This window comes from Amycolatopsis sp. NPDC005003 (assembly GCF_053600695.1).
The window spans coordinates 150,247-175,522 of the sequence record NZ_JBSGAI010000021.1 but is presented as its reverse complement, the minus strand read 5'-3'; the positions used below and the strand labels follow the sequence as shown (position 1 = coordinate 175,522).

The window sequence follows — 25,276 nt, the reverse complement described above, 5'->3', positions numbered from 1 at the left end:
CTCGCGCTGGGGATCCAGTTCTGGCACCACATCGAGCACCTGCTGCTGTTCATCCAGGCGCAGAGCGGCTGGCGGCTGGCCGGGCAGAAGGTGCCCACCAGCATCATCCAGCTGCTGGTGCCGCGCGTGGAACTGCACCTGTTCTACAACACGATCGTCACCATCCCGATGATCGTCGCGGTCGTCCTGCACCGGCGCGCCTCGGCGGCCGAGCACGAGCTGACCGGGTGCACCTGCGGCCTGCCGAAGACCGCCCTCGCCACGCCGTGAAGCGCGGTGTTCCGGACGTCCAGGGAGCCGGCCGGCGCTGACGACAGGGCCAAGAGACGGCACCGGCGGTCAAGAAGGCGGAGGCGATCCCCGTCCGGACGACGCCATCAGCGGCTGCGGGCGGGGTGAGCGGGCCTGACTCGTCGGCGTTGCCGAACACCGGCGACTGACGTCGCGGGGTTCGTTCGCGAGGTCGATCTGCTGCGCCGGCAGGCGGCCCGCGGCACCGGCAAGGCGCGAGTCAGCTTGACCGAACTCGCCGGGTTGGCCGATGTGCCGCGCTCGACCGTGCACGCCTACGTGTCCGGCCTCAGCGAGGAGACCGGCCACGCCCTGATCCGGGCCGACAGCCTGCTCGCGATGGCCGCGGTCGAGATCGGGCGCGGCGAATCCGAGGCGGCGCGTGCTCACGCCGAGCAGGCACGAGTCCTGCACGGACAAGCGGGCTGCCGGCTGGGTGTCGAGCGCGCTGACGCGGTTCTGACGTCGTTGCCGTCCGGACGCCGCCGGCGGTTCGGCGGTTCGCAGCCATGGGGAGGTGGCGACGCCGAACCGCCGTGGCCCGCGCCGCGGAACGCCTCGAAGCGGACGTGCTGGACGCCCAAGATCCACCGCGCCGGCACGGCCGATCTCTGCTCGGGCGACGGTGACGGCTGTTACGGCGACTATCCGATCTGCGACATCGAGTACGCCTGGGGGAGCACTCACGTGAAGGCTTGACGCGACGAGGCCGGGCTTTGCCGAGCCCGGCCTCGTCGCGTCTGGATCAGCCCGCAAGAATCGCCGGCGAGAAAGTGCTGACCGACGTGCCTCTTGATCGCCCGTGCGTCAGGTCTGGGGAGCCGCAGTCACCGCGGACACCAGGCGGGGTGTGTGATTGCGGAGCGTGAGCGCCGGGGCTGCCGGATGGCGAACGGGTTCGCTGTCCGGCAGCCGGGTCCGGTAGCCCGCTCGTGAGTGGATTCCATGTCGGATCGGCGTCATCGGACATGGCCACTTTGCCAGGCCGCCGGCCATGAAGTTGAACTCTCAGCATTCTCGAAAGGGTGCTTTCCGGTGGAGCTGGCCCTGCTCACAGGGGGATTCCGCAGGTCCCCGCCAGGTTTCCCAGAGATTCCCGGGTTCGGCTCGCGGCCGACGTTTCAGGTAGCGGCAAAACGTTTTCGGGCTGGTTGACGGGTGCTCGCCGCCGCTGGCACGTTCGGCTTGACGGGGGTGTCGTGACCCGCCTGGGGGAGGCAAGGTGACGCGTTGAGCACTCTCCGTCATGGGCGGAACTCTACTGGGAAGGCGGACGCCCGCATGACGAACCGCGAATGGAGACTGCGAATCCCCTGGCGCTCCAGGGGGCGCCAGTGACCGTCGACGACGTCTCGTGCCGATCCGGCCCGGCGCGGTCCCGGTCGGCAGGCCAAGCGCCGGTGCTGAGCCTGCCGGTGTTCGCCGAGCTGAGGTACCGGTTGCTCGGGCCGGTGGCGGTGGCGGGGGTGGATGGCCCGGTCCGGCTGGGTGGTCCCAAGCAGCGGACGGTGCTGGCGGCGTTGCTGCTCAACGCCAATCAGGTCGTGTCCGAGGACCGGCTGATCGAGCTGCTGTGGGAGGACCGGCCGCCGGCGAGCGCGCGCGGGCAGTTGCAGGTCCGGGTCTGGGAGCTGCGGAAGCTGCTGGGGCGAGAGGTGATCGTGCGCCGGGAGCCCGGGTACCTCATCGAGGTGCGACCCGGTGAGCTGGACATGGAGCTCTTCGACACCGTCGCCAAGGATGCTCGCCGGCTCATCGATCGTGGGGAACGGCGTCGCGGCGTCGAGCGGCTGCGCGCGGTGCTCGAGCTGTGGCAGGGCCCGCCACTGGGCGGGGTGACCGACGCACTGGTGCGGCGTAGTGGCCAGTTCCTCGCCGAACAGCGGATGGCCGCCCTGGAGACATTGTTCGACGCCGAGCTTGCGACCGGCCGACACACGCACGTGGTGCGGGAGCTGCGCCACTTCGCTGGCGAGTATCCGTTCGGTGAACGCCTTCAAGAACAGCTGATGCTCGCGTTGCAGCGCTCCGGGCGGACGCCGGAGGCATTGGAGGTCTACGCCGCGACCCGCCGGCGGCTCGATGCCGAATTGGGCGTCGAGCCCGGGGAGCGGCTGCGGGCCATGCACCAGCAGGTGCTCGCCAGCGCCGGCGACAAGCCCCGGCCCGCCGATGACAAGCCCCGGCCCGCCGGCGGCGAGCCGCCGCCTGCCACGCCGGTGCGGCCCGCCGAACTGCCGCGTGACGTGCGCGGCTTCGCCGGCCGGAAAGAGCAGTTGGCGCAGCTGGACCACCAGCTCGCCGCCGGGGCCGGGGCCTACGCCTCGGACGTCTGGATCGTGCACGGCATACCCGGCGCCGGGAAGACGGCGCTCGCGTTGCACTGGGCCCATCGCGTCCGTGACCGGTTCCCCGACGGGCAGCTGTACGTGAATCTGCGCGGCTTCGACGCCGACCGTGAGCCGATGGAGCCGTCGGTGGCGCTGGCCCAGCTGCTGCGCGCCTTGGGCGCCGATCCGCGGCGGATCCCCGAGGAGGTCGACGCGCAGGCCGGGTTGTACCGGTCGCTGCTGGCCGAGCGCCAGGTGCTGCTGGTGCTCGACAACGCCCGTGACGCCGAGCAGGTCCTGCCGCTGCTGCCACCGACCGGGACCGTGCTGGTGACCAGCCGGCACCGGCTCGACAGGCTGGTCGCCGAGCTCGGCGCGTTGTCGCTCGAGCTGGGCGCGCTCACCGACGCGGACTCGCTGGCCCTGCTCGGCGGTGTCCTCGGCGCGGGCCGGGTGGCCGCCGAGCCGGCCGCGGCCGGGGAGCTCGCGCGGCTGTGCGGACACCTTCCGCTGGCGCTGCGGATCGCCGCGGCGAACATCGCGACCGGCCCGAACACCACGGTCGCGGCGATGGCCGCCGACCTCGCCCAGGGAGACCGGCTCAAGCAGCTCGTCCTGGACGGGGCCGACGAAAGCGCCGTGACGAGGGCATTTGCCGTGTCCTACGAGGCGCTCACCCCGCAGCTTCGGCGGCTGTTCCGGCGGCTCGCCTTGGCGCCCAGCCCGGACTTCACCGCCCGCAGCGCGGCGGCGCTGACCGGCGACCCGGTCGAGGCGGTGACGCGGCAGCTGCGGCTGCTGGCCGCCGCGCACCTGGTCGAACAGCACGTGACCGGCCGCTACCGGCTGCACGACCTCTTGCGGGCGTACGCGCTGCGGCAGGCCGACGCGCACGAGGCCGCACCGGCGCGGGCCGAAGCCTGGCGCCGGTTGGTCGAGCTGTACCTCTCGGGCGCCGACGCGGCGGAACGGACTTTCGGGCGGCGTCACGATCCGCGGCTGCCGCGGGAGCTCGTCGTGGTGGCGGCGGACCCGATTTCCTTCGCCGATTCGGCCGAGGCTGCGGCCTGGCTCGACGCCGAGCACGAGAACCTGTCCGCGGTTGTCACCCAGGCGGTGACCGAGGGGCCATACCCGGTCGCCTGGTACCTCGCCGACGCCGTGCGTACCGCGTTCTACCACCGGGGACGGCGTGGCGAGTGGGTCGAACTGGCGGCAACGGTCCTCGCCGCCGCGCGCCGGCTCGGCGTGCTCGCGGTGGAAGCCGTCACCGCGCAGAGCATCGGGCTGGCGTTCGTGCACCGGGAACGGCACGAACAAGCCGTCGAATGGATGACCGAGGCATTGCGGGTGTTCGACCGGGTGGACTGGCCGGAGGGCAAGGCCGCCGCACTCAACGCGTCCGCCATCGCGCTGCGGGTGGCGGGCCGGTTCGACGAGGCCGCCGGGCAGTTCGAACGCGCGCTGGAGCTGCAGCGGGAGTGCGGCTACCGGCCTGGGCAGGTGAGCGTGCTCAACAACCTCGCCTCGGTCCACCGGCAGCGGTGCCTGCTCGACGCGGCCCGCGCGTGCCTCGACGAGGCGCTGGAGCTGGCGGTCGCCGAGGGCTACCAGCTCGGCGAAGCGGTGGTGCTGGTCGGGATCGGCGTCGTCCAGCGACTGCAGGGCGACCTCCCCGGCGCGCGGCGAACGCTGACCCGCGCGTTCGACCTGCACCTGGCGCACTCTCACCCGTACGGTCAGGGCTCGGCGCTGTGCGGGCTGAGCTTCGTCTCGATCGACCTGGGCGAATTCGAGCGAGGCCGCGCGCAGGCGGCACAGGGGCTGGAGATCGCCCGGCAGGAACAGAACCGCGAAACCGAGGTGGGCGCGCTCAATGCGCTGGCCGAGGCCGAAGCGGCCCTCGGTGAGACGGCCTCGGCGGTGTCTCACCAGCGCGAGGCGGTGGTGGTGGCCCGGCATTGGGGGTCGCCGTGGCACGTGGCCGAAGCGCTGTGCGGCATGGCGGCCGTCCACGGCGCCTGTGGCGACCACGCGGCGGTGCTGCAGGTTGGCGCGGAAGCCCTCAAGCTCGCGCGCAGGGGCGGCCTGCGGCTGATCCAGGTGCGCTGTCTGCTGGCGTTGGCCGAGGCCCGTGCCGGACTGGGCTGCCGAGCGGAAGCGCGACGGTTGTGCGAGGAAGGCCTGCGGCTGGCGGCCGGACTACCGGCGATCGAACACCAGGCCCGGGAGGCACTGGCGCGCCTCTGAGCGCCGACAAACGTCCGTGCCGGCCGATGGTGGCGCAGGCCGCGTCGAGCCGGAAGCGGCTGAAGCCGTATGAAAGTGAAACAGTACCGAGAAGAAAGTATTGGTTGCCAGTCTCTCTCGTGCCAGGTCAGCGCCACTGCAGGCGGCTGCCCGGCACCGGAGGGAGAGGGGCTGCGCCATGTCGTCCACCAGCGGTCGTGTCCGGGGGCGATGGCTGCTCCGCCGTCCCGACGACACAGCGACCTGCCGGATCTTCTGTTTCCCGTATTCCGGAGTCGGCGCCTCCATGTACACGCGGTGGCCGGCCTGGGCAGGGCCCGCGGAGGTGTGCCCGATACAGCCGCCCGGACGCGAGAACCGGCTGGCCGAGCCCCACTACAAGACGTTCGGCGAGCTCGCCGGCCAGCTCGTCCCGGAGCTCGAACCCTATCTCGACCGGCCGTTCGCCTTCTTCGGGCACTGCAGCTCGGCACTCGCGGGATTCGCGGTCGCCGAGCGGCTGATCGAAGCCGGCCTGCCGGCACCGAGCAGACTGTTCGTGTCGTCGCAGGTGGCGCCACACGAACCGGCGCACGGCCGCTTCCTCACCATGGGCGACTCGGAGCTGGTCGGGGAGCTGGCAACGCTGGCCCGATCGATGGGCGGTGAGCCGACGGCAGGTCTGCTCGAGCTCGGCCTCTCGGTTCTGCGGGCTGATATCGCTGCTCATCGCGAGTACCGGATCCCCTCGCCGCGAAGGCTGCCGAGCGGGGTCACGGTGATCGGCTGGGACGCCGACACCGAGGTGCCCCCGGAACTGATGGCGGGTTGGCGCGGCTATGCCGACGACGTCCGGTTCATCACCCTGCGCGGTTCCCACCACACGTTCCTCGACGCGCCGCTCGCCCTGGTCGCCGAGCTGGCCCGGGACATGCAGAAGTGCGCGGTCCGATGACCACCATCCAGGAAGCGTTCCGGGCCCGCGCCACCGCCGCCCCGGAACGGATCGCCGTTCGCGGTGACGACCACGACCTGACCTACGCCGAGCTCGATACCCGCGCCGACGAGATCGCGAGCCGGCTCGTCGCGCACGGTGTGGTGCCCGGGTCGAAGGTCGGTGTCCTGGCCCGGCGGTCACCCGGAATGGTCGTGACCCTCCTCGGGATCCTCAAGGCGGGCGCGGCCTACGTCGCGGTCGATCCGCGGCAGCCGGCGGGCTGGCGGGCGACGGCGCTGGCGTCCGCGGGCGTGCACTGCGTCACCGATGCCTCCGGGGCGCTCACCGGGCCGGTGAAGCCTGCCGAGAGGACCCCTGCCGACCTGGCCTACGTCGCGTTCACCTCCGGCTCGACCGGTGTTCCGAAAGGCGTCGCCGTCCCGCACGAGGCGGTCCTGCGGCTCGTCCTCCACCAGCCGGCGCTACCGGTCGGTCCGGACGAGCGGTTCCTCCAGTTCGCTCCGGTCGCCTTCGACGCCTCGACGTTCGAGATCTGGGCGCCCCTGCTCAACGGCGCCGAACTGGTGGTGTTCCCGCCGGGTGAAGAATCACTGGCCGAGCTCGCGAAGTTCGTGCGTACCCACGAAATCACCACCTTGTGGCTGAGCGCCGGGCTCTTTCAGCAGGTCGTCGACCGCCACGTGGACGAGCTCGCGGGCGTGCGACGGCTCGTGGTCGGGGGCGACGTGGTGTCTCCCCGCCATGCGGCGCTCGTCCTCGAGCGCGTCCCCGGGCTCCGGCTGGTCAACGGCTACGGACCGACCGAGAACACGACGTTCACCTGCTGCCACGACGTCACGGCGGACGCGGCCGCGCCGGTCCCGATCGGCCGGCCGATCGCGGGGACCGGCGTACGGGTGCTGGACGCGCGGCTGCGGCCCACCGACGTGGGCGAGCTCTACGCCACCGGGACGGGGTTGGCCAGGGGATACGTCGGCGCGCCGGAAGCAACCGCGGCCCGGTTCGTCGCGGATCCGTGGAGCACGTCGCCGGGCGCCCGGATGTACCGAACCGGTGATCTGGTGCGCCGGCGTGCGGACGGCGTACTGGAGTTCCTCGGGCGAGCCGACGAACAGGTCAAGATCAACGGTTTCCGGGTCGAGCCGGGGGAGGTGGAAACCGCACTCGCCGCGCAGCCCGGAGTTCGCGAGGTGGCGGTGGTGGCACAGCCCGGCCCGGCGGGGGCGCTCAAGCTGGTCGCCTTCGTGGCGCCCCAGCGGGGCCAGACGGTGTCCGTGCTGGGTTTGCGGCGAAGCCTGACGGACACGCTGCCGGACTACGCGCGGCCCGCGGCCTACCGGATCGTCAACGAACTCCCGCTGACCACGAACGGCAAGGTCGATCGGCGGGCACTGGCGGAGGAGGTCTCCCGGGACCGGCCGGACCTCTTCACGGACTACGTGCCGCCCAGGACCCCGGTGGAGACGCTGCTCGCCCAGATGTGGTCGGACCTGCTGGGCATCGACGGGATCGGCGTCGACGACGATTTCGTCGTCCTGGGTGGTTACTCACTGCTGAGCATGCGGATGACCGCGGACATCGCCAAGGAGTTCGGGGTGACGGTGTCGCCTCGTGAGTTCTACCTGCGGCCGACCGTGGCCGGGCTCTCCGCGCTGGTCGAGGAGCGGACCCGATGAGGATGTCACCGGAGGTTCCGGGCGAGGAAATCGATCTGGCGACCGTCGATCTCTTCGACCCGGCGCTGTACGGCGACGGCCACCCGCACGCGGTCTGGCGCACGCTGCGGGCGAAGGCCCCGGTACACCGGCAGGAACTGGCCGACGGGCGCCGGTTCTGGTCGGTCACCCGGTACGACGACGCTTGCCGGGTACTGCGCGACCACGAGTTCTTCACCTCGGAGAAGGGGACGCTGCTCAGCGCGCTGGACCTCGGAGACCCGGCGGGCGGCAAGATGATGGCCGCGAGTGACCCGCCGCGGCACACTGCGCTGCGGGAATCGCTCAACCAGGTCCTTTCGGCCCGGGCCGTGGCGGCCAGGCGCGAAGTCCTGCGGAAGCCGGTCGGCCGGTTGCTGGAACCGCTGCTGGCCGGGGAACCCGCTGATCTCGCCGTCGAGGCCGCCGTCTTCCCGATGGACTTCGTCGGCACCTTCATGGGCCTGCCGGAAACCGACTGGCCGCGGCTGACCGAGCTGACCACGATGGCGGTCGCGCCGCACGACCCCGACTTCCAGGAAGGGACGAGCGAGCTCACCCTGGTCACGGCGCATCACGAGCTGTTCGAGTACTTCTCGGCGCAGCTCGCCGAGCGCGGCGGCACCCCGACCGACGACCTCATCGGCCACCTCATGCGGATGCGGATCGACGGCGAACCGCTGGACCACGAGACCATCGTCTACAACTGCTACAGCCTGATCCTCGGGGCGAACGTGACGACCCCGCACACCATCACCGAGCTGGTGCGGGTCCTCATCGACCAACCGGAGGCCCACCGCCGGGTCGTGGCGGACCCCGCCCTCGTCCCCGGGTGTGTGGAAGAGGGGCTGCGGTGGTCGTCGCCGGCCAATCACTTCATGCGGTATGCCGTTCGCGACGTCGAACTGAGCGGCTGCCGGATCGAGGCAGGCGAGGCACTGGCGGTCTGGCTCGGCTCCGCCAACCGGGACGAAGGGGTCTTCGCCGACCCCTACGAGTTCGACATCGAGCGCAGGCCCAACCGGCACGTGGCGTTCGGATTCGGGCCGCACTACTGCGTCGGCGGAGCGCTGGCCCGGCTCTCGCTGCGGATGCTCTTCGAAGAGATCTTCACCCTGATCGAGCGGTTCGAGCCGGCCGGCCAGGTCCGGCACCTGGCGTCGAACTTCGTGGCGGGCATCAAGTCGATGCCGGTGCGGGCGGTCCCGCGTAGCCGGCGGGACCTCGTCGGGTGAAGGACCGGTGGAATCGTTGACGTTCGCTCAGCCAAGTGGTGGGTTGCCGCTTTCGCCTACGCAGCAGGACATCTGGCTCGCCCACCGGATCGACCCGGATGCGCCCGTCTACCGGGCCGCGGAGTGCGTCGAGATCGAGGGTGAGCTGGACCCGGCGCGGTTCGAAGAGGCGTTGCGGACGACGGTCGCCGACGTGGACTCCCTGCGCGCACGGTTCGCCGAAACCGCCGACGGGCCACGCCAGTTCGTCGGGGCGATGCCGGCGTGCGCGCCGGCCTGGCTCGATCTGCGTGGGCACCCCGAGCCCCGCGCCGCGGCCCGTGCGTGGTTCGAGGCGGATCTCGCGAGGCCGATCGACCTGGGTGCGGACCCGCTGTTCACCTTCGCGGTGTTCCGGATCGACGACAACCGGTACCTCTGGTACCAGGGCTACCACCACATCGTCATCGACGGTGTCGGATTCGCCGCGCTCAACGACCGCTTCGCTGAGGTGTACAACGCCCTCACGGACGGGCTGCCGGTGCCGGCGAGCCGGATCGGCCCGGTGCGTTCGCTGGTCGAGGACTACCAGCGGTACGCCGAATCCGGCCAGTTCGCCGAAGACCGCGACTACTGGTGGGGACGGTTCGCCGATCTGCCCGAGCCTGGGCGGCTCGCCGGAGAGCCCCCGGCCGGCTGGGCGGTCCCGCTGCGCCGCCGGATCTCGCTCCCGGAACGGTCACTCCTGGCGTTGCGCGGTGCCGAGGACCGGCACGGCGTCCGGACGTCCCGCCTCATGTTCGCGGCCGCGGCCGCGCTCGTGCACCGGCATTCCGGCGCCCGAGACGTCGCGCTGGCGCTGCCGGTGACCGCCCGGGTCACCGAAGCCGCCGAGGCCGCGGCCGGTCCACTGGTCAACGTGCTGCCCCTGCGCCTGGAAGTCGTCCCGGCGATGCCCGTCCGTGGGCTGATCGGCCAGGTCACCGCCGAGATCAAGGCCGCGCTGGCGCACCAGCGCTACCCGGGCGAACTGCTGCGCCAGGAGTTGCTGGCCCGGGGGCTGCGCCGATCGGTGCTCGGCCCCGCGGTGAACATCATCCCGTTCCGCTATGGCGGCCGGCTCGGCGCCGCTCGGGTGGTGACCTCACAAAACGTGTCGGTACGCCGGATCCACGATCTGAACTTCAGCGCCTACCGCCGGGCAGGCGGCGGCCTGGACATCGGTCTGGACGCCGACCCCAGGTCGTACACCGCCGCGGCGGCAGCCGGTCACCACGAAGCGTTCGTGGTGTTGCTGGCGGAGCTGGCCGAAGCGCTGGATCAGCCGCACCGGACCGTCGCCTCCTTGTCCACAATGGACACGCAGCGGCGCGCGAACGTGCTCGGCTGGGGACGCCCACCCCGGCAGGCAGCGCGCCGGCACACGTTCCCCGAGCTGTTCCAGGAGGTCGTGGCGCGGCGAGGGGACGCTCCGGCCCTCGTTGCGGACGGCGAGCCCGTCGGTTACGCCGAACTGGACAGGCGGGCGCGGGCACTGGCCCGGCGGCTGGCCGCTGCGGGTGCCGGGCCCGAGTCGGTCGTGGCCGTCCTGCTGCCCCGGTCTCCCGAACTCGTCGTTGCCGTCCTCGCGGTGCTGCGGGCCGGCGGTGCCTACCTCCCGGTCGATCCGGCCTATCCAGCCGAGCGGATCTCCTTCCTGATCACCGATTCCCGGCCGCGTTGTGTGGTCACCATCGGCTCGCTGGCCGGTCACACCGATGGCATCGACACCGAGGTGCTCCTGCTCGACGAGCCGGACCACGGTGCGAGCGCGGAAACTTCGCCCGGTCCGGACCTCGACGTGTCGAATGCGGCCTACGTCATCTACACGTCCGGGTCCACCGGACGGCCCAAGGGCGTCGTCGTCACCCACAGCGGGGTGGCCGCGCTCGCCGGCGCCCAGCAGCGCGCTTTCGGCCTCGGTGATCAGGCACGCGTGCTGCAGTTCGCCTCCGCCAGCTTCGACGCGGCGTTCTGGGAACTGGTCATGGCGTTGCTGTCCGGGGGCACCCTGGTGCTCGCGGGATCGCCGGCCGAGCTCGCCCCCGCCGTGCTCGGCCGGTTCGTCACCGAGCACCGGGTCACGCACCTGACGCTCCCACCCGCGGTGCTCGCCGCGGTACCCGATGGCGCGATCCCCGAAGGGATCACCCTCGTCGTCGCGGGGGAGGCCTGCCCGCCGGAGCTGGTGGCGAACTGGGCGCCGGGGCGCACGATGATCAACGCGTACGGCCCGACGGAGACGACGGTCTGCTGCACCGCGAGCGACGCACTGACCGGGGAGGCCGACGGCGGAGCGCCGATCGGGACGCCGTTCGCGGATTCGGGCATCCGTGTGCTCGACCATGCCCTGCAGCCGGTCCAGCCGGGAGTGGCCGGCGAGGTCTATGTGACGGGGCCGGGGCTGGCTCGTGGCTACCTCGACCGCGCGGCCCTGACCGCGGCCCGCTTCGTCGCGGACCCGGCAGACCACGGCGCCCGCATGTACCGCTGCGGCGACCTCGCGCGATGGCGCGAGGACGGCAGCCTGGAGTTCCTCGGTCGCACCGACGACCAGGTGAAGATCCGCGGCTTCCGGGTCGAGCTCGGCGAAATCGAGTCGGCCCTGCGCTCGTGCGACGGCGTCTCGCAGGCGGTCGCCGTGCTGCGCACCGACGACGCCCCGGACGCCCGCCTCGTCGCCTACGTCGTGTCCGGGGCAGGCGGCGCCGGAACCGGAGCCCTCCGCGATCAGCTGGCCCGGAAGCTCCCGGAGTACCTGGTTCCCCACGCGATCGTCGAGCTGGCCGCCATACCGGTGACTCCGCGGGGCAAGGTGGACCGTGCCGCGCTGCCCGCGCCGCACCGGGCGGGCGGCAGCGGGCGAGCGCCGCGCGGGCCCGCCGAGGAACAGATGTGCGCGCTGGTCGCCGAGATCCTCGACCTGCCCGTCGTCGGCGCCGACGACAATTTCTTCGAACTCGGCGGGCACTCACTGCTGGCTTCGGCACTGGCGGTGCGGATCAGCGAGGAAACCGGCACCCCCGTCGGGATCGGAAGCGTGTTCGACGCCCCCACGCCTGCCGGCCTCGCTGCCCTGATCACGGCCACCCCGGGGCCGGTGGGTCTGCCACCGCTCACCCCGGCGACCGGGGAACCGCCGCTGTCCTACGCCCAGCGGCGGCTGTGGTTCCTGGACCGGCTGTCCGCCGCCGATCCCAGCTACCACATCCCCCTGCTGGTGCGCCTCGACGGAAAACTCGACCAAGAGGCCCTGGAGCACGCCATCGCCGACGTCGTGGCCCGGCACGCCCCGCTGCGCACCGCCGTGGCCGACCGCGACGGCGAACCCCGGCCGGTGCCGGCCGGCGAGCTGCCCGCCCTGGTGGTGACGGAGACCGCCGAAGCCGAGCTGGGAGCCGAGATCCGGGCCGAAATCCACCGGGGTTTCGACCTCGGCGCCGAAGCACCGCTGCGCACCCGGCTCCACGTGCTCGGCCCGGATCGGCACGTCCTGCTGGTGCTGCTGCACCACATCGCCGCGGATCTGCTGTCGCTGCGCCCCTTCGCCCGTGACCTCGCGACCGCCTACCGCGCGCGGACCGCCGGCTCGCCGCCGGATTGGCCGCCGCTGGCCGTCGAGTACCCGGACTACGGGGCTTGGCAGCAGCGCGTGCTGGGTGATGTCCACGAGCCCGGCGGCCTGCTGAGCGGGCAGCTCGGCTACTGGCTCGACCAGCTCGCGGACGCGCCCGAGGAGATCGCGCTGCCGGTGGACCGGGCACGCACGCCCGCCGCCGGCCAGCACGGCGGCGCCGTGCCGCTCGAACTGCCCGCGGAGCTGCACGCCGCGATCGAGCGAACGGCCGGCGCGCACGGGGTCAGCACGTTCATGGTGCTGCACGCCGCGCTGGTGGTCCTGCTCCACCGGCTCGGGGCCGGCTCCGACATCCTGATCGGCGCCCCGGTCGCCGGGCGGCGTGCCCCCGCCTTGGACAACGTGGTCGGATTCTTCGTCAACACCCTGGTCCTGCGCACCCGAGTGCGGCCCGTGGACAGCTTCGCCGATGTCCTGGCTACGGTGCGTGAGACGGATCTCGACGCCTACACCCATCAGGACATCCCCTTCGACCTGCTGGTGGAACGGCTCAACCCGGCCCGGTCTCCGTCGCGGCACCCGCTGTTCCAGGTGATGCTCGCCCACAGCACCGAACCCGAGCTGGACATCGCGCTGCCAGGCCTGCGGACCACCACCGAGACCGTCCGCCCGGATGCCGCGAAGTTCGACCTCACGGTCAACCTCCGGGAAAGCCGGTCGGACGGCGGCGCGCCGGCGGGGATCCACGGCGTCCTGGAGTACCGGGGCGACCTGTTCGACAGGACGACCGTCGAGGCGCTCGGCCGCCGGTTCGCGAGCGTGCTCGGCCAGTGCCTCGCGGACGCGGGCGGCTCCCTCCGGCGGATCGACGCCCGGTTGCCGGAGGAACGCACGACCCCGATCGTCCGTCCACTCGGCGCCGTCCGGCGCGGCCTGCACGAAGTGGTGCAGGAGCACGCGGCACGGGCCCCCGGCCGGCCCGCCGTGGAGTTCGGCACCGAGACGATCGCGTACGGCGAGCTCAACAGCCGGGCCAACCGGCTGGCGCGCCGGCTGGTCCACCGCGGGGCGCGCCCGGGGACTTCGGTGGCCCTGGTGCTGCCGCGATCGGCGGACCTGATCGTCGCCATGCTGGCCGTGCTCAAGACCGGCGCCGCCTACGTACCGGTCGATCCGGCCTACCCGGACGCCCGGGTCGACGCGATCCTCGAGGACATCCGGCCGGTGCTCGTGCTGCGGGACCTTCCCGCGGCCGACGACCTCGAAGGCACCGACCTACCCGGCACACCGGTCGATCCGGCCAACGCCGCGTACGTCATCTACACGTCGGGATCCACCGGTCGCCCCAAGGGCGTCGTCGTGCCGCACGCCAACGTCCTCCGGCTGTTCGAGGCGACTGCGGACTGGTTCGGCTTCGGGCCCGGGGACACCTGGACACTGTTCCACTCACCTGCCTTCGACTTCTCGGTGTGGGAGATCTGGGGCGCCCTGCTGCACGGTGGCCGGCTGGTCGTGCTGACCCGGGAGCAGACCCGGGCACCGGACGAGGTGTTGCAGCTGCTCGCCCGGACCGGGACCACCGTGCTGTGCCAGACCCCTTCGGCGTTCACCCAGCTGATCGCGGCCGAGGCCGCGCTCGGCGACACGCCGGCACCCTCGGCGTTGCGCTGGATCATCTTCGGCGGCGAACGGCTGGACTTCCCGGCCCTGCGGCCGTGGTTCGAGCGGCACGGTGACGACGGGCCGGCCTTGGTCAACATGTACGGGATCACCGAGACGACCGTGCACACGACGTTCCACCGGCTCGACCCGGCCGAAGTGCGGGACGCGACGGCGAGCCGGATCGGCGAGCCACTGCCGGATCTCGGGATCCACCTGCTCGACGACGGGCTCGGCCCGGTGCCGCCCGGAGTCGTCGGTGAGATGTACGTCGCCGGTGCCGGCCTTGCCCGGGGCTACACCCGGGCCGGGCTGACCGCCGAGCGGTTCGTCGCCGACCCGTTCGGCAACGGCGGGCGCTTGTACCGGACAGGCGATCTCGCCCGGCGGCGGCCGGACGGCTGCCTCGAGTTCGTCGGCCGCGCCGACGGGCAGGTCAAGATCCGCGGGTTCCGGGTCGAGCTGGGCGACGTCGAACGCGCCGTCGGCCGGTGCCCCGGTGTCGCCCAGGCCGTGGCGGCGGTGGTGGGCGACCGGCTGGCGGTGTACGTGCGGCCGGTCGACGGCGGAGCCGTCCAGCCGCACGAGGTGCGGAACTTCGCCGCAACACTGTTGCCGGACTACCTGGTCCCCGCCGACGTCCTCGTGGTGGCGGATTTCGCCCTGACCACGAGTGGCAAGGTCGATCGCCGCGCGTTGCCGAAGATCGTGCGTGAGACGGGGGGCGACACGCCGCGGGGCGCGGCGCAGGAAGTCCTTGCCGGCCTGTTCGGCGAGGTGCTGGGACTGGCCGAGGTCGGAGCGGACCAGGACTTCTTCGCCCTCGGGGGGCATTCCCTGCTGGTGATGCGGCTGGTGAACCGGGTCCGGCAGGTCCTCGGCCGTGACCTGTCCGTGCGGTCGGTGTTCGAACACCCCACCGTGGCGCGACTGGCTCGCGTGCTCGAGGAGGCCGGCCGCGGGCAGCTCGCGCTCACGGCGGGGACGCGGCCCGAGCGGCTGCCGTTGTCCCCGGGACAGCTGCGGCTCTGGTTCCTGCACCGCATGCGGCCGGGATCCGCCGCGTACCACCTGCCGGTGGTTCTCGAGATCGACGGCTCGACCGACCCGGCCGCGCTGGCCGCGGCGCTCGGCGACGTCGTCGAGCGGCACGAGGTGCTCCGCACCCGTTACGCCGCCGAGGGCGCCGAGCCCCACCAGGAGGTGCTCCCGGCAGCCGAGGTTCCCTGGGAAGTCACGGAAACCACGGAGCGCGACCTGCCCCACGTGGTGGACGACCTGGTCCGGCGACCGTTCGACCTCGCCGAAGGCCTGCCGATTCGCGCCGCGTTGCTGTCCACCGCGGACACGGAGAACCGGGTTCTCGTGCTGGTTCTGCACCACATCGCCGTCGACGGCTGGTCGCTCGGCGTGCTGCTGCGGGATCTGGATGAGGCGTACCGGGCCCGCTGCGCCGGGAAGCCCGCCGGCTGGGCGCCCTTGCCGGTGCAGTACGCCGACTATGCGCTGTGGCAGCGGGGACTGCTCGGCGACGAATCGGACGGCGGCAGCGTCCTGGCCCGTCAGCTGGGATTCTGGCGGACGGCGCTCGCCGGGCTCCCGGACGAAGTGCCCCTGCCGGTGGACCGGCCACGTCCGGCCGCGCCGGCCCAGGACGGCGACGTGGTCCCGTTCGACCTCGGCGAGCCGGCCGGGAGGCGGCTGCGCGCGCTGGCCCGCACGCACGGCGTGAGCGTGTTCATGGTCCTGCACGCCGCGGTGGCCGCCCTGCTGTCGCGGCTCGGCGCCGGCGACGACGTGCCCGTGGGCACGGTGGTCGCCGGGCGCGGGGACGAAGTGCTGGCCGACCTGGTCGGCTTTTTCGTCAACACGCTGGCGTTGCGCGTGTCGACCCGAGGAAACCCCAGCTTCGCCGAACTGCTCGACCGGACGCGCTCGGCGGACCTCGCGGCCTACGCCCATCAGGACGTGCCCTTCGAGCACGTGGTCGAGGCGCTGAACCCGGTGCGCTCGCCCGCGCGGCACCCGCTGTTCCAGGTGATGCTGACGCTGCAGGACGCCGCGGCCGCGCCGCCGAGCTTCGGCGGGCAGCCGGCGCGTCGCCGCTTCGCCGGGTTGGGGCAGGCGAAGTTCGACCTTTCCTTCCTGCTCCGGCAGGACGGCGATCGGCTGACCGGAGCCGTCGAGTACGCCACCGCCCTGTTCGACCGCTCCACAGTGGACCGATTCGCAGCGATGCTGGTGCGGCTGCTCACCGCGGTCACCGCCGAGCCGGACCTGCGGCTCGGCGCCATCGAGCTGCTGGAACCCGGTGAGCGGCAGTGGCTCACGCGTCTTCGCGACACGACCCGGCGCGAGGACAGGTGGGCCACCGTTGTCGAGGGATTTCGTGCTCAGGCGGCCCGGACGCCCGATGCCGTCGCGGTCGGCGGTATCGGTGCGAGCCTGACCTACCGGCAGCTCGACGAGCGCACCGATCGCTTCGCCGGCGCTCTCGCGGCGGGGGGTGCGGGACCGGAACGGATCGTTGCGATCCTGCTGCCGCGCGGCGTCGACCTGGTCGTGGCCGTGCTGGCCGTGCTGAAGTCCGGGGCGGCCTACCTGCCTCTCGATCCCGAGCACCCGGACGCGCGGCTCCGCGCCGTGGTCACCGCCGCGGAGCCCGTCCTGGTGGTGACCACCACCGGGCTCGGCGGCCGCACCGGGTTGCCCGAGGTGTGGCTGGACCAGGACCCGCCGCCCGTGCGGGGCGCCGAACCGCCGGTCGTCGACGCCGCGACCGCGGCCTACGTCATCTACACCTCCGGCTCCACGGGAACGCCCAAGGGGGTCGTGGTCGAGCACCGGGCGCTGGCCGACTACGTGGCCTGGGCGGCCGCCTGCTACCCGGGCGCCGCGGGCCGGGCGTTGCTGCACTCGCCGATCACCTTCGACCTGCCCGTCACCGTGGTGTTCGCGCCGCTGGTTTCCGGCGGCCGGATCGACGTGGGTGAACTCACGGCCACTTCGGCACCCGGGACGGGCTACAGCCTGCTGAAGGTGACACCCAGCCACCTGGCGCTGTTGACGGCGCAGCGAGGAGCGGGGCCGGATCTCGCGGCCACGGGCGATCTGGTGGTCGGTGGTGAGGCCCTGCCTGCCGGGCTGGTCAGGACCGTGCTCGAGCAGGCGCCCGGGGTGCGGATCCACAACGAGTACGGGCCCACCGAGGCGACCGTCGGGTGCGTGCTCTTCACCGCGACCTCCGGCACACCGGTGGTCTCGGCGGGCGTGCCGATCGGACGACCCGCCTGGAACACGGGTGCCTACGTGCTCGACGCGTGGCTGAACCCGGTCCCGCCGGGTGTCAAGGGCGAGCTGTACGTCTCGGGCGACGGGCTGGCGCGCGGCTACCTCGGCGCTGCCCCCTCGACCGCGGAACGGTTCGTGGCTTGCCCGTGGGCGGCGGGGGAGCGGATGTACCGGACCGGGGACGTGGCGCAGTGGACGGCCGGCGGCGAGCTGACCTTCCACGACCGGGTGGACGACCAGGTCAAGGTCCGGGGGTACCGGGTCGAGCCCGGTGAGATCGAGGCGGTGGTGGCGCGGCACCCCGCGGTCTCGCAGGTCGCCGTAGTCGCTCGCGAGCAGGAACTGCTGGCCTACCTCACCACGAGCACTCGGGTGACCACGGCCGAGCTACGGGACTGGACCGGGCGGGTGCTGCCGAAATACCTGGTGCCCACCCGGTTCGTCGTCCTGGATGTGCTGCCGGTCACCACCAGCGGCAAGGTCGACCGCGCCGCGCTGCCGCGGATTGCCGCGTCCGGCAGGGGCGCCGCCCCCCGCGACGCGGCGGAGGAACTCCTCTGTGGACTGTTCGCCGAGGTGCTCGAAGCAGTCGATGTGGGCATCGACGACGACTTCTTCGACCTCGGTGGCCACTCGCTTTCGGTGATGCGGCTGCTCAACGGGGTCCGCTCCACGTTCGGGCGCGAGCTGGGGGTGCCGGCCGTGTTCGAGCGCCCGACCGTGCGAGGACTGGCGGAGTTGCTGGCCGGCGCAAGGGACGCGCGCCCCGCGCTGTGCGCGCGGACGCGGCCGGATCGGCTGCCCCCGGCGCCCGCGCAGCGGCGGCTCTGGTTCCTCAACCGGATGAACCCGGACGACCTGGGGTACAACGTCCCGCTGGTCCTCGCCCTCGAAGGCGACCTGTCGCTCGCGGCCTTGCGCGCCGCACTGCGAGATCTGGTCGGACGGCACGAGCCACTGCGCACCGTCCTGCCGCCCGCCGACGACGGGGAGCCCTGGCAGCGCATCGAGCCGGAATCGGCCGCACTGCCCAGAATCGGCGTGCACGACATCCGGGCGGAGGAACTCGACCAGACGGTCGAAGCGCTCCAACGGCACGCTTTCGACCTGGCGACCGAAGTGCCGTTCCGGGTGTGGCTGCTGCGGACTTCGCCACGCCATTGGCAGCTCGTGCTCCTGCTGCACCACGTGGCGGTGGACGGCCTGTCGTTCGGCCCGCTGCTGCGGGACCTGGACATCGCCTACCGTGCCCGGTGCCTCGGGCAGGAACCCACTTGGGCGCCGCTTGCGGTGCAGTACGCCGACTATGCGCTGTGGCAGCGGGAACTGCGCCGGGAACGGGGCGTCGAGTACTGGAAATCCGCGCTCGCGGGCCTTCTCGACGAGGTGCCGCTGCCGGCCGACCGGCCGCGGCCGCCCGTGCCGGGCCACACCGGCGGGGTCGTGCCGTTCGAGCTGGACGAGCGCAGCTGGGCTGCGTTGCGCGCACTGGCGCGCCGGTCCGGCGTCACCACGTTCATGCTGCTGCACGCCGCGGTGGCGGCGCTGCTGACCCGGCTGGGTGCCGGTGCCGACCTCCCGATCGGTACCCCGGTCGCGGGCCGCGACGACGAAGCACTCGGTGACTTGGTCGGCTTGTTCGTCAACACGGTGGTGCTGCGCGTGTCCACGGCAGGCGATCCTTCGTTCACCGAGCTGCTCGAGCGCGTTCGCGAGGCGGACCTGGCCGCGTTCGCCCACCAGGACGTGCCGTTCGACGACGTCGTCGAGGCCGTCAACCCGGCACGATCGCCGGCGCGGCACCCGCTGTTCCAGGTCATGGTCACGCTGCGGAATGCCGCGGAACCGTGGGCGGGCCTCGGTGATCTCACGGTCACCAGAACGATTCCGGAGGCCACGGCGACCAAGGTGGACCTCGCGTTCGGCTTCGTGGCCGATACCCCCGGCGAGGGATGCCACGGCGGCGTCCAGTACTCGGCGGACCTGTTCGACCGGGCCACCGCCGAGCGGATCGCCGGCATGCTTGCGCGGACCCTGCGGTCCGTGGCCGCCGAACCCGCCCTTCGTCTGTCCGAAGTAGACATAATGGGACCGGGCGAGCGCGACCTGGTGCTGCACCGCTGGAACGACACCCGCCGGGACGTACCCGCCGCGTCGATCGTCGACGTCTTCGCGGCGCAGGTGCGGCTCCACTCCGGTGATGCCGCCGTGCTCGACGAGACGGGCACGCTGACCTATCGCGAACTCGACGCCCGTGCCGAAAGCCTCGCGGACCACCTCGCCTCGCTCGGAGTCGCCACGGAAACCAGGGTGGCCGTGGTGATGGCACCCTCGCGCGACTTCGTGATCGCCGTGCTGGCAGTGCTCAAGGCGGGTGGCGCCTACGTCCCGGTCGACCCCGGGCACGCCGGAGGCCGCCTGCGCGTGAGCACGGAGCAGACCGGCGCGGCGGTGGTGCTCACCCGGACGGGGCACCGCGATCTGACCGCACTCCTGCCGCCCGGCGTGCCGCTCGTGTTCGCCGACGATCATCCGGACGCCCCGCCCCGGAAGACGCGGGCCCGGCGAACGGCCCAGCTGGCGTATGTGATGTACACGTCGGGTTCGACCGGAACCCCGAAGGGTGTGGCGGTGAGCGACGCGTCCGTCGTCGCGCTCGCGGCCGACCGGTGGTGGGCCCGCGGGGCGGCCACGCGGACCCTGCTGCACACCTCCGTCGCGTTCGACCCGTCGGTCTTCGAGCTGTGGGTGCCCCTCCTGAACGGGGGAAGCACGGTCGTCGCGCCGTGGGCCCGGCATCCCGAGCCACACCTGCTGGCCGCCGCCGTCGCCGGGCACGGCGTCACCGGACTGGCGCTGGCCGCCGCGGTGTACCAGGCGCTCGCCGCCGAGGACCCGGCCTGTTTCCGCGGCCTGCGGGAGATCCTGACCGGCGGGGAAAGCATGTCGCCGGAACTCACCGCCCGGGTGCTCGCCGCAGCGCCGGGTACCGCGGTGACCAACAGCTACGGGCCGACCGAAACCACGTTCGCGGTCACGCAGCACACGGCGGGCGCGCACGAGACCACCGGCCGGATCCCGATCGGGCGGCCCCTCGACAACACCCGCTGCCACGTGCTCGACGACCGGCTCCGGCCGGTGCCGCCGGGGGTGGCCGGTGAGCTGTACGTCGCCGGTGCCGGCTTGGCCCGGGGGTACCTGGGGCAGCCCGGGTTCTCGGCGGAACGGTTCGTGGCGAACCCCTTCGGCGAAGCGGGCGGCCGCCTGTACCGCACCGGCGACCTCGCCCGGTACCGGGCGGACGGGCAACTGGAGTTCCTCGGCCGGGCCGATCGGCAGCTGAAGGTCCGCGGGCACCGCGTCGAGCCCGGCGAGATCGAGGCGGCGCTGATCGCCTGCCCGGGCGTGGTGCAGGCGGTGGTGACCCAGCGCGAAGACCGGCCCGGCGGCCCGGCCCTGGTCGCCTACGTCGTTCCCGGAGCGGCGGCCGCCGCGCCGCCGCCGGGCGAACTCCGGGCGCGACTCGCCGAGTTGCTGCCCGCCTACCTGGTGCCGGCCGAGTTCGTCGAGATCGGCGCACTCCCGCTGACCCGCACCGGGAAGGTCGACCACGACGCGCTGCCCGCGCCGGCGCCGGTGCCGGCCGGTGGGCGCGCACCGGCCACCCCGAACGAAAAGCTGGTCCGCGACGCGGTCGCCGATCTGCTCCGGATCGACGCGGTCGGCGCCGACGACAACTTCTTCGACCTCGGCGGGGACAGCATCCTGTTCATCCAGCTGGTCAGCCGGCTGCGGACGGCGGGGCTGCTGTTGTCCGTGCGAGACGTGTTCATCCACCAGACGGTGGCCGGGATCGCGCGGGTGGCCCGGTCCGCCGAAGAGCACGGGCAAGAGCCCGTGGAGCCGCCGATCGGCCTGGTGCCGGCGACGCCGATCATGCACTGGCTGCGCGAACTCGGCGGGCCAGTCGAGACGTTCAACCAGTCCGTGACCGTGCGGGTGCCGGCGGATCTCGACCTCGGCCGGCTCGCCGAAGCGTGCGAAACCCTGCTGGACACCCATGACGTGCTCCGGGCGCGGCTGCGCCCGGACTGGTCCCTCGACGTGCCGGCGGCCGGGGTGCGAGCGGCGAGCCCGCTCGTCAGCCGGGTGGACGTGACGGCGTTGGACGGCGAAGAGCTGGCCCGTGCATGCGTCGAAGCGGGCACCGCGGCCGCGGCGACGCTCGACCCGTGGCACGGAGTCATGCTGCGCGCGGTCTGGTGCGATGCCGGCCGCGAGCGGCCAGGGCGGCTGATCCTGGTGGCTCACCACTTGGTGGTGGACGGCGTTTCCTGGCGCATCCTCCTCCCGGACCTGGCCGCGGCCTACGAGGCACGTGTGGCCGGGCGAGACCCGGTACTCGCGCCGGTCACCGCGTCGTTCCGCGGCTGGGCGCGCGCTCTGGCCGGCTCGGCGGCGCGACCGGAACTGCGGGCGGAACTGCCGTGGTGGCGCCGGACTGCCGAGCCCGCTCCCGCCCTGTTCGACGGGTTCCTCGACCCCGACCGGGACACCTTCGGCACCCTCGGGCAGCTACGCGTCACCCTGCCCGCGAACCTGACCACGGCCATCCTCGGCGAGTCCGGCGCGGCGCTCGGCCTGCGCGCCGAGGAGATCCTGCTGGCCGCGCTGGCGATCGCCGCCGAGCGATGGCGCCGGACCCGGCACCGCCCGGGGCACGGCGTGCTGGTGGAGGTGGAAAGCCACGGCCGGGACCACGGTGGGCTCGACGTGTCGCGCACGGTGGGCTGGTTCACCCGGATGCACCCGGTCCGGCTGGATCCCGGCAGCTTCCCACCGGAGGAGTTCGCTGCCGGGGGAGCGGGGGTGGTCCGCGCCGCCCGGCGGGTGGCGGAGCAGCTGCGCGGCTGCCCGGACGGCGGTGCCGGCTACGGGGTCCTGCGCCACCTCGCCCGCCCCGCCGAACCGGCGCTGCGGTCGGCCGCCGAGGTCGGCTTCAACTACCTCGGCCGGTTCACGGTGTCCGAAGAGGACGACTGGCTCCCGGTCGCAGACCCGGTCCCGGTGCCCGCCGCCGGCTCGGCGCTGCCGCTGCCCCACGTCCTGGAACTGACCGTCGTCTGCCGGGCCGGGGACCGGGCGACGGAGTTCACGGCCACTTGGGCCTGGGCGCGCGCCCTGCTCACCGAAGCCGATGTGACGGCGTTCGCCGGGCTCTGGCAGCAGGCGCTGGCGGCACTGTGCACCGGAGACCAGGTGCCCGCGCCCACCCCGTCCGGCGTTTCCCTGATCCGGCTCGGCCAGGACGAACTGGATCTGCTCGAAGAGGATTGGAGCTTCTGATGGCGCGTTCCGGACTGGCGGACGTTCTGCCCCTGACGCCGCTGCAGGAAGGGATGCTGTTCCACGCCCAGCTCGGCGACCGGCGGGACGACCCGTACGTCGTGCAGCTGGTCCTGGCGTTCGACGGCGAAGTGGACGCCGCCGGGCTGCGCCGCGCCGCGGAGCGGTTGCTGATCCGGCACGCCAACCTGCGTGCCGGATTCGTCAGCCGCCGCGAAGGCACGCCGGTGCAGGTCGTGCCCCGCCACGTCGAGGTCGCCTGGCGGGAGCGCGACCTGACCCGCTTCGCCGGACCCGCGCAAGAGGCCGAACTCGCGCGGTTGCTGCGGGACGACCGGGACGCCGGTTTCGACCTGGCCGTCCCGCCGCTCATCCGGTTCGCCCTGGTGCGGCTGGCGCCCGGGTCCTGGCGGTTCGTGGTGACCAACCACCATGTCCTGCTCGACGGCTGGTCCGGCCCGCTCATGCTCAATGAGCTGTTCGCGCTCTACGAAGCCGGGGGCGACGACGCCGCCCTGCCCGCGGTCACGCCTTACCGCGATTACCTGGGGTGGCTGGCGGAGCGCGACCACGCGGCCGCCCGGCAGGCCTGGGGCCGGGCGCTGTCCGGGCTCGACGGGGGCACGCTGATCGGCGCCGGTGGCCAGGTCCCGGTCACCGCCGAGGCCACCCGTCACCACCTCGAAATCGAGCTGCCCCGCGAGGTCACCGCGGCGCTGCGCGAGACCGCGAAGGCCGCACGAAGCACGGTGAGCACGGCGGTCCACGTCGCCTGGGCGCTGGTGCTGGCCCGGTTGACCGGGCGGGACGACCTCGTGCTCGGCAGCGTGGTGTCCGGCCGGCCCCCGGCGCTGCCCGGCAGTGAGTCGATCATCGGGCTGCTGATCAACACCGTGCCGATGCGTGTCCGGCTGGACCCGGCCGAGCCGCTTCGCGAGCTGCTGGCCCGGGTTCAGCGGGAGCAGGCCGAACTCGCCGACCACCAGTACCTCGGACCGGCCGAACTGACCCGGCTGGCCGGGGTGCCGGAGCTGTTCGACACCGCCGTGGTGTTCGAGAACTACCCCGTGGACCGGCAGGCAGTCGAAGCGGGCCTGGGCGGGGTGCGGGTGTCGGTGGCCCACGCCGAGGACACCATGCACTATCCGCTCGGTCTCGCCGCCGCGTTGCGCGGGGAGACGCTGCGGCTGCGGATCCTGCACCGCACCGACGTCTTCGACGCGGATCGGGCCCGGCTCGTAGCGGACCGGCTGGCCGCCCTGCTCACCGAGCTGGCTGCCACCCCGGACCGGCCGGCCGGCCGGACCGCACTGCTCACCGGGACGGAGCACCGGGCGGCGCTGGCGCGGGCCCGCGGCCCCGAGGCCGATCTCCCGGCCACCGATCTGGCGACCCTGGTCCGGGCCCAGGCGGCGCGGACCCCGGACGCCGTCGCCGTCTTGTGCGGCGAAACCGTGCTGACCTACCGGGAACTCGACGCCTGGGCGGACCGGCTCGCCCGGCACCTCGCCGGGCAGGGCGCCCGGCCGGAGAGCGTCGTCGCCGTGGCGCTGCCCCGCTCTGTCGAACTCGTCGTCGCGCTCTGCGCGGTGCACCGGGCGGGGGCCGCCTACCTGCCGGTGGATCCGGGCTACCCGCGCGAGCGGATCGCGTTCATGCTGGCCGACGCGCAGCCGGTCGTGGTGCTGGACGACCCTGCCGGGATCCACCTCGAGGACGAACCGGACGCGGCCGTGCCGCTGCGTGTCGCGTCACCGGACAATCCGGCCTACGTCATCTACACCTCCGGCTCGACCGGTCGGCCGAAGGGCGTGGTCGTCAGCCACGCCGCGATCGTGAACCGGCTCCGGTCCATGCAGCGCGACTTCCCGCTGGAACCCGGTGACCGGGTGCTCCAAAAGACACCGTCGAGCTTCGACGTGTCGGTGTGGGAGTTCTTCTGGCCGCTCATCACCGGGGCGGCCGTGGTGCTCGCGCGGCCGGACGGGCACCGGGACCCGCGCCACCTGGCCGAGTTGATCCAGCGTCACGGAGTCACCACGACCCACTTCGTCCCGTCCATGCTCGGGATGTTCCTGGAGGAGCCCGCGGCGAGCGGGTGCACGTCACTGCGCCGCGTGATCTGCAGCGGCGAGGCCCTCACCTCGGACCTGGCCGCCCGGTTCCGCGCGGTCCTGGCGGCCGAGCTGGTCAACTTCTACGGTCCCACCGAGGCCGCCGTGGACGTCACCGCGTGGCGGGTGCGCGGGGATTCGGTCCCGATCGGCCGCCCCGGGTGGAACACCCGGGTGCACGTGCTCGATCCCGCGCTGCGGCCGGTGCTGCCCGGCGTCCCGGGGGAGCTGTACCTGGCCGGTGTCCAGCTGGCCCGCGGCTACCTCGGCCGGGCCGGGCTGACCGCGGAACGGTTCGTGGCCGACCCGTGGGTACCGGGGGAGCGGTTGTACCGCACCGGCGACCTCGCCCGCTGGACGGAGGACGGTGTCCTGGAGTTCCTCGGCCGGGCCGACGGCCAGGTCAAGATCCGGGGGTTCCGGATCGAGCTCGGCGAGATCGAGGCGGTGCTCGGGCGGCACCCGGGCGTCCGGCGGGCGGTCGTGACGGCCCGGGACCAGGAGCTGGCCGCGTACCTGATCGCCGAGTCCGAA

General features: G+C 72.9%; 7 protein-coding genes and 1 pseudogene (1 of these 8 cut by a window edge). All 8 read left to right on the top strand.

Features of this window, described 5'->3' with window-relative positions; all coding sequences use genetic code 11:
• Positions 1 to 270 (top strand): annotated as a pseudogene (locus ACWED2_RS24445) (hypothetical protein); the annotation flags it as partial.
• Positions 271 to 516: 246 nt separating this feature from the next.
• Positions 517 to 990: a hypothetical protein gene (locus tag ACWED2_RS24440; protein ID WP_449692812.1), complete on the top strand. Its 474-nt coding sequence runs from the start codon at positions 517 to 519 to the stop codon at positions 988 to 990.
• Between the two features lie 635 nt (positions 991 to 1,625).
• The gene (locus ACWED2_RS24435) at positions 1,626 to 4,871 is read left to right on the top strand and encodes an AfsR/SARP family transcriptional regulator (RefSeq protein ID WP_449692810.1); all 3,246 of its coding nucleotides are present in this window, start codon (positions 1,626 to 1,628) and stop codon (positions 4,869 to 4,871) included.
• Between the two features lie 178 nt (positions 4,872 to 5,049).
• On the top strand, positions 5,050 to 5,805 hold the full coding sequence (locus ACWED2_RS24430) for a thioesterase II family protein (protein WP_449692809.1): 756 nt from the start codon (positions 5,050 to 5,052) through the stop codon (positions 5,803 to 5,805).
• Positions 5,802 to 7,484 (top strand): amino acid adenylation domain-containing protein, encoded by a 1,683-nt coding sequence (locus tag ACWED2_RS24425; RefSeq protein WP_449692808.1) that lies wholly within the window; start codon positions 5,802 to 5,804, stop codon positions 7,482 to 7,484. Before ACWED2_RS24430 ends, ACWED2_RS24425 begins: the two co-directional genes overlap by 4 nt.
• A complete protein-coding gene (locus tag ACWED2_RS24420) occupies positions 7,481 to 8,737 on the top strand; it encodes a cytochrome P450 (protein WP_449692807.1) in 1,257 nt (418 codons plus the stop codon). Before ACWED2_RS24425 ends, ACWED2_RS24420 begins: the two co-directional genes overlap by 4 nt.
• 43 nt (positions 8,738 to 8,780) lie before the next feature.
• On the top strand, positions 8,781 to 22,628 hold the full coding sequence (locus ACWED2_RS24415; protein WP_449692806.1) for an amino acid adenylation domain-containing protein: 13,848 nt from the start codon (positions 8,781 to 8,783) through the stop codon (positions 22,626 to 22,628).
• Positions 22,628 to 25,276, top strand: partial view of an amino acid adenylation domain-containing protein gene (locus ACWED2_RS24410; RefSeq protein ID WP_449692805.1) — the start only. It continues 15,111 nt past the right edge of the window; the window shows 2,649 of its 17,760 coding nt (coding positions 1–2,649); its start codon is at positions 22,628 to 22,630; its stop codon lies off the right edge, out of view. Before ACWED2_RS24415 ends, ACWED2_RS24410 begins: the two co-directional genes overlap by 1 nt.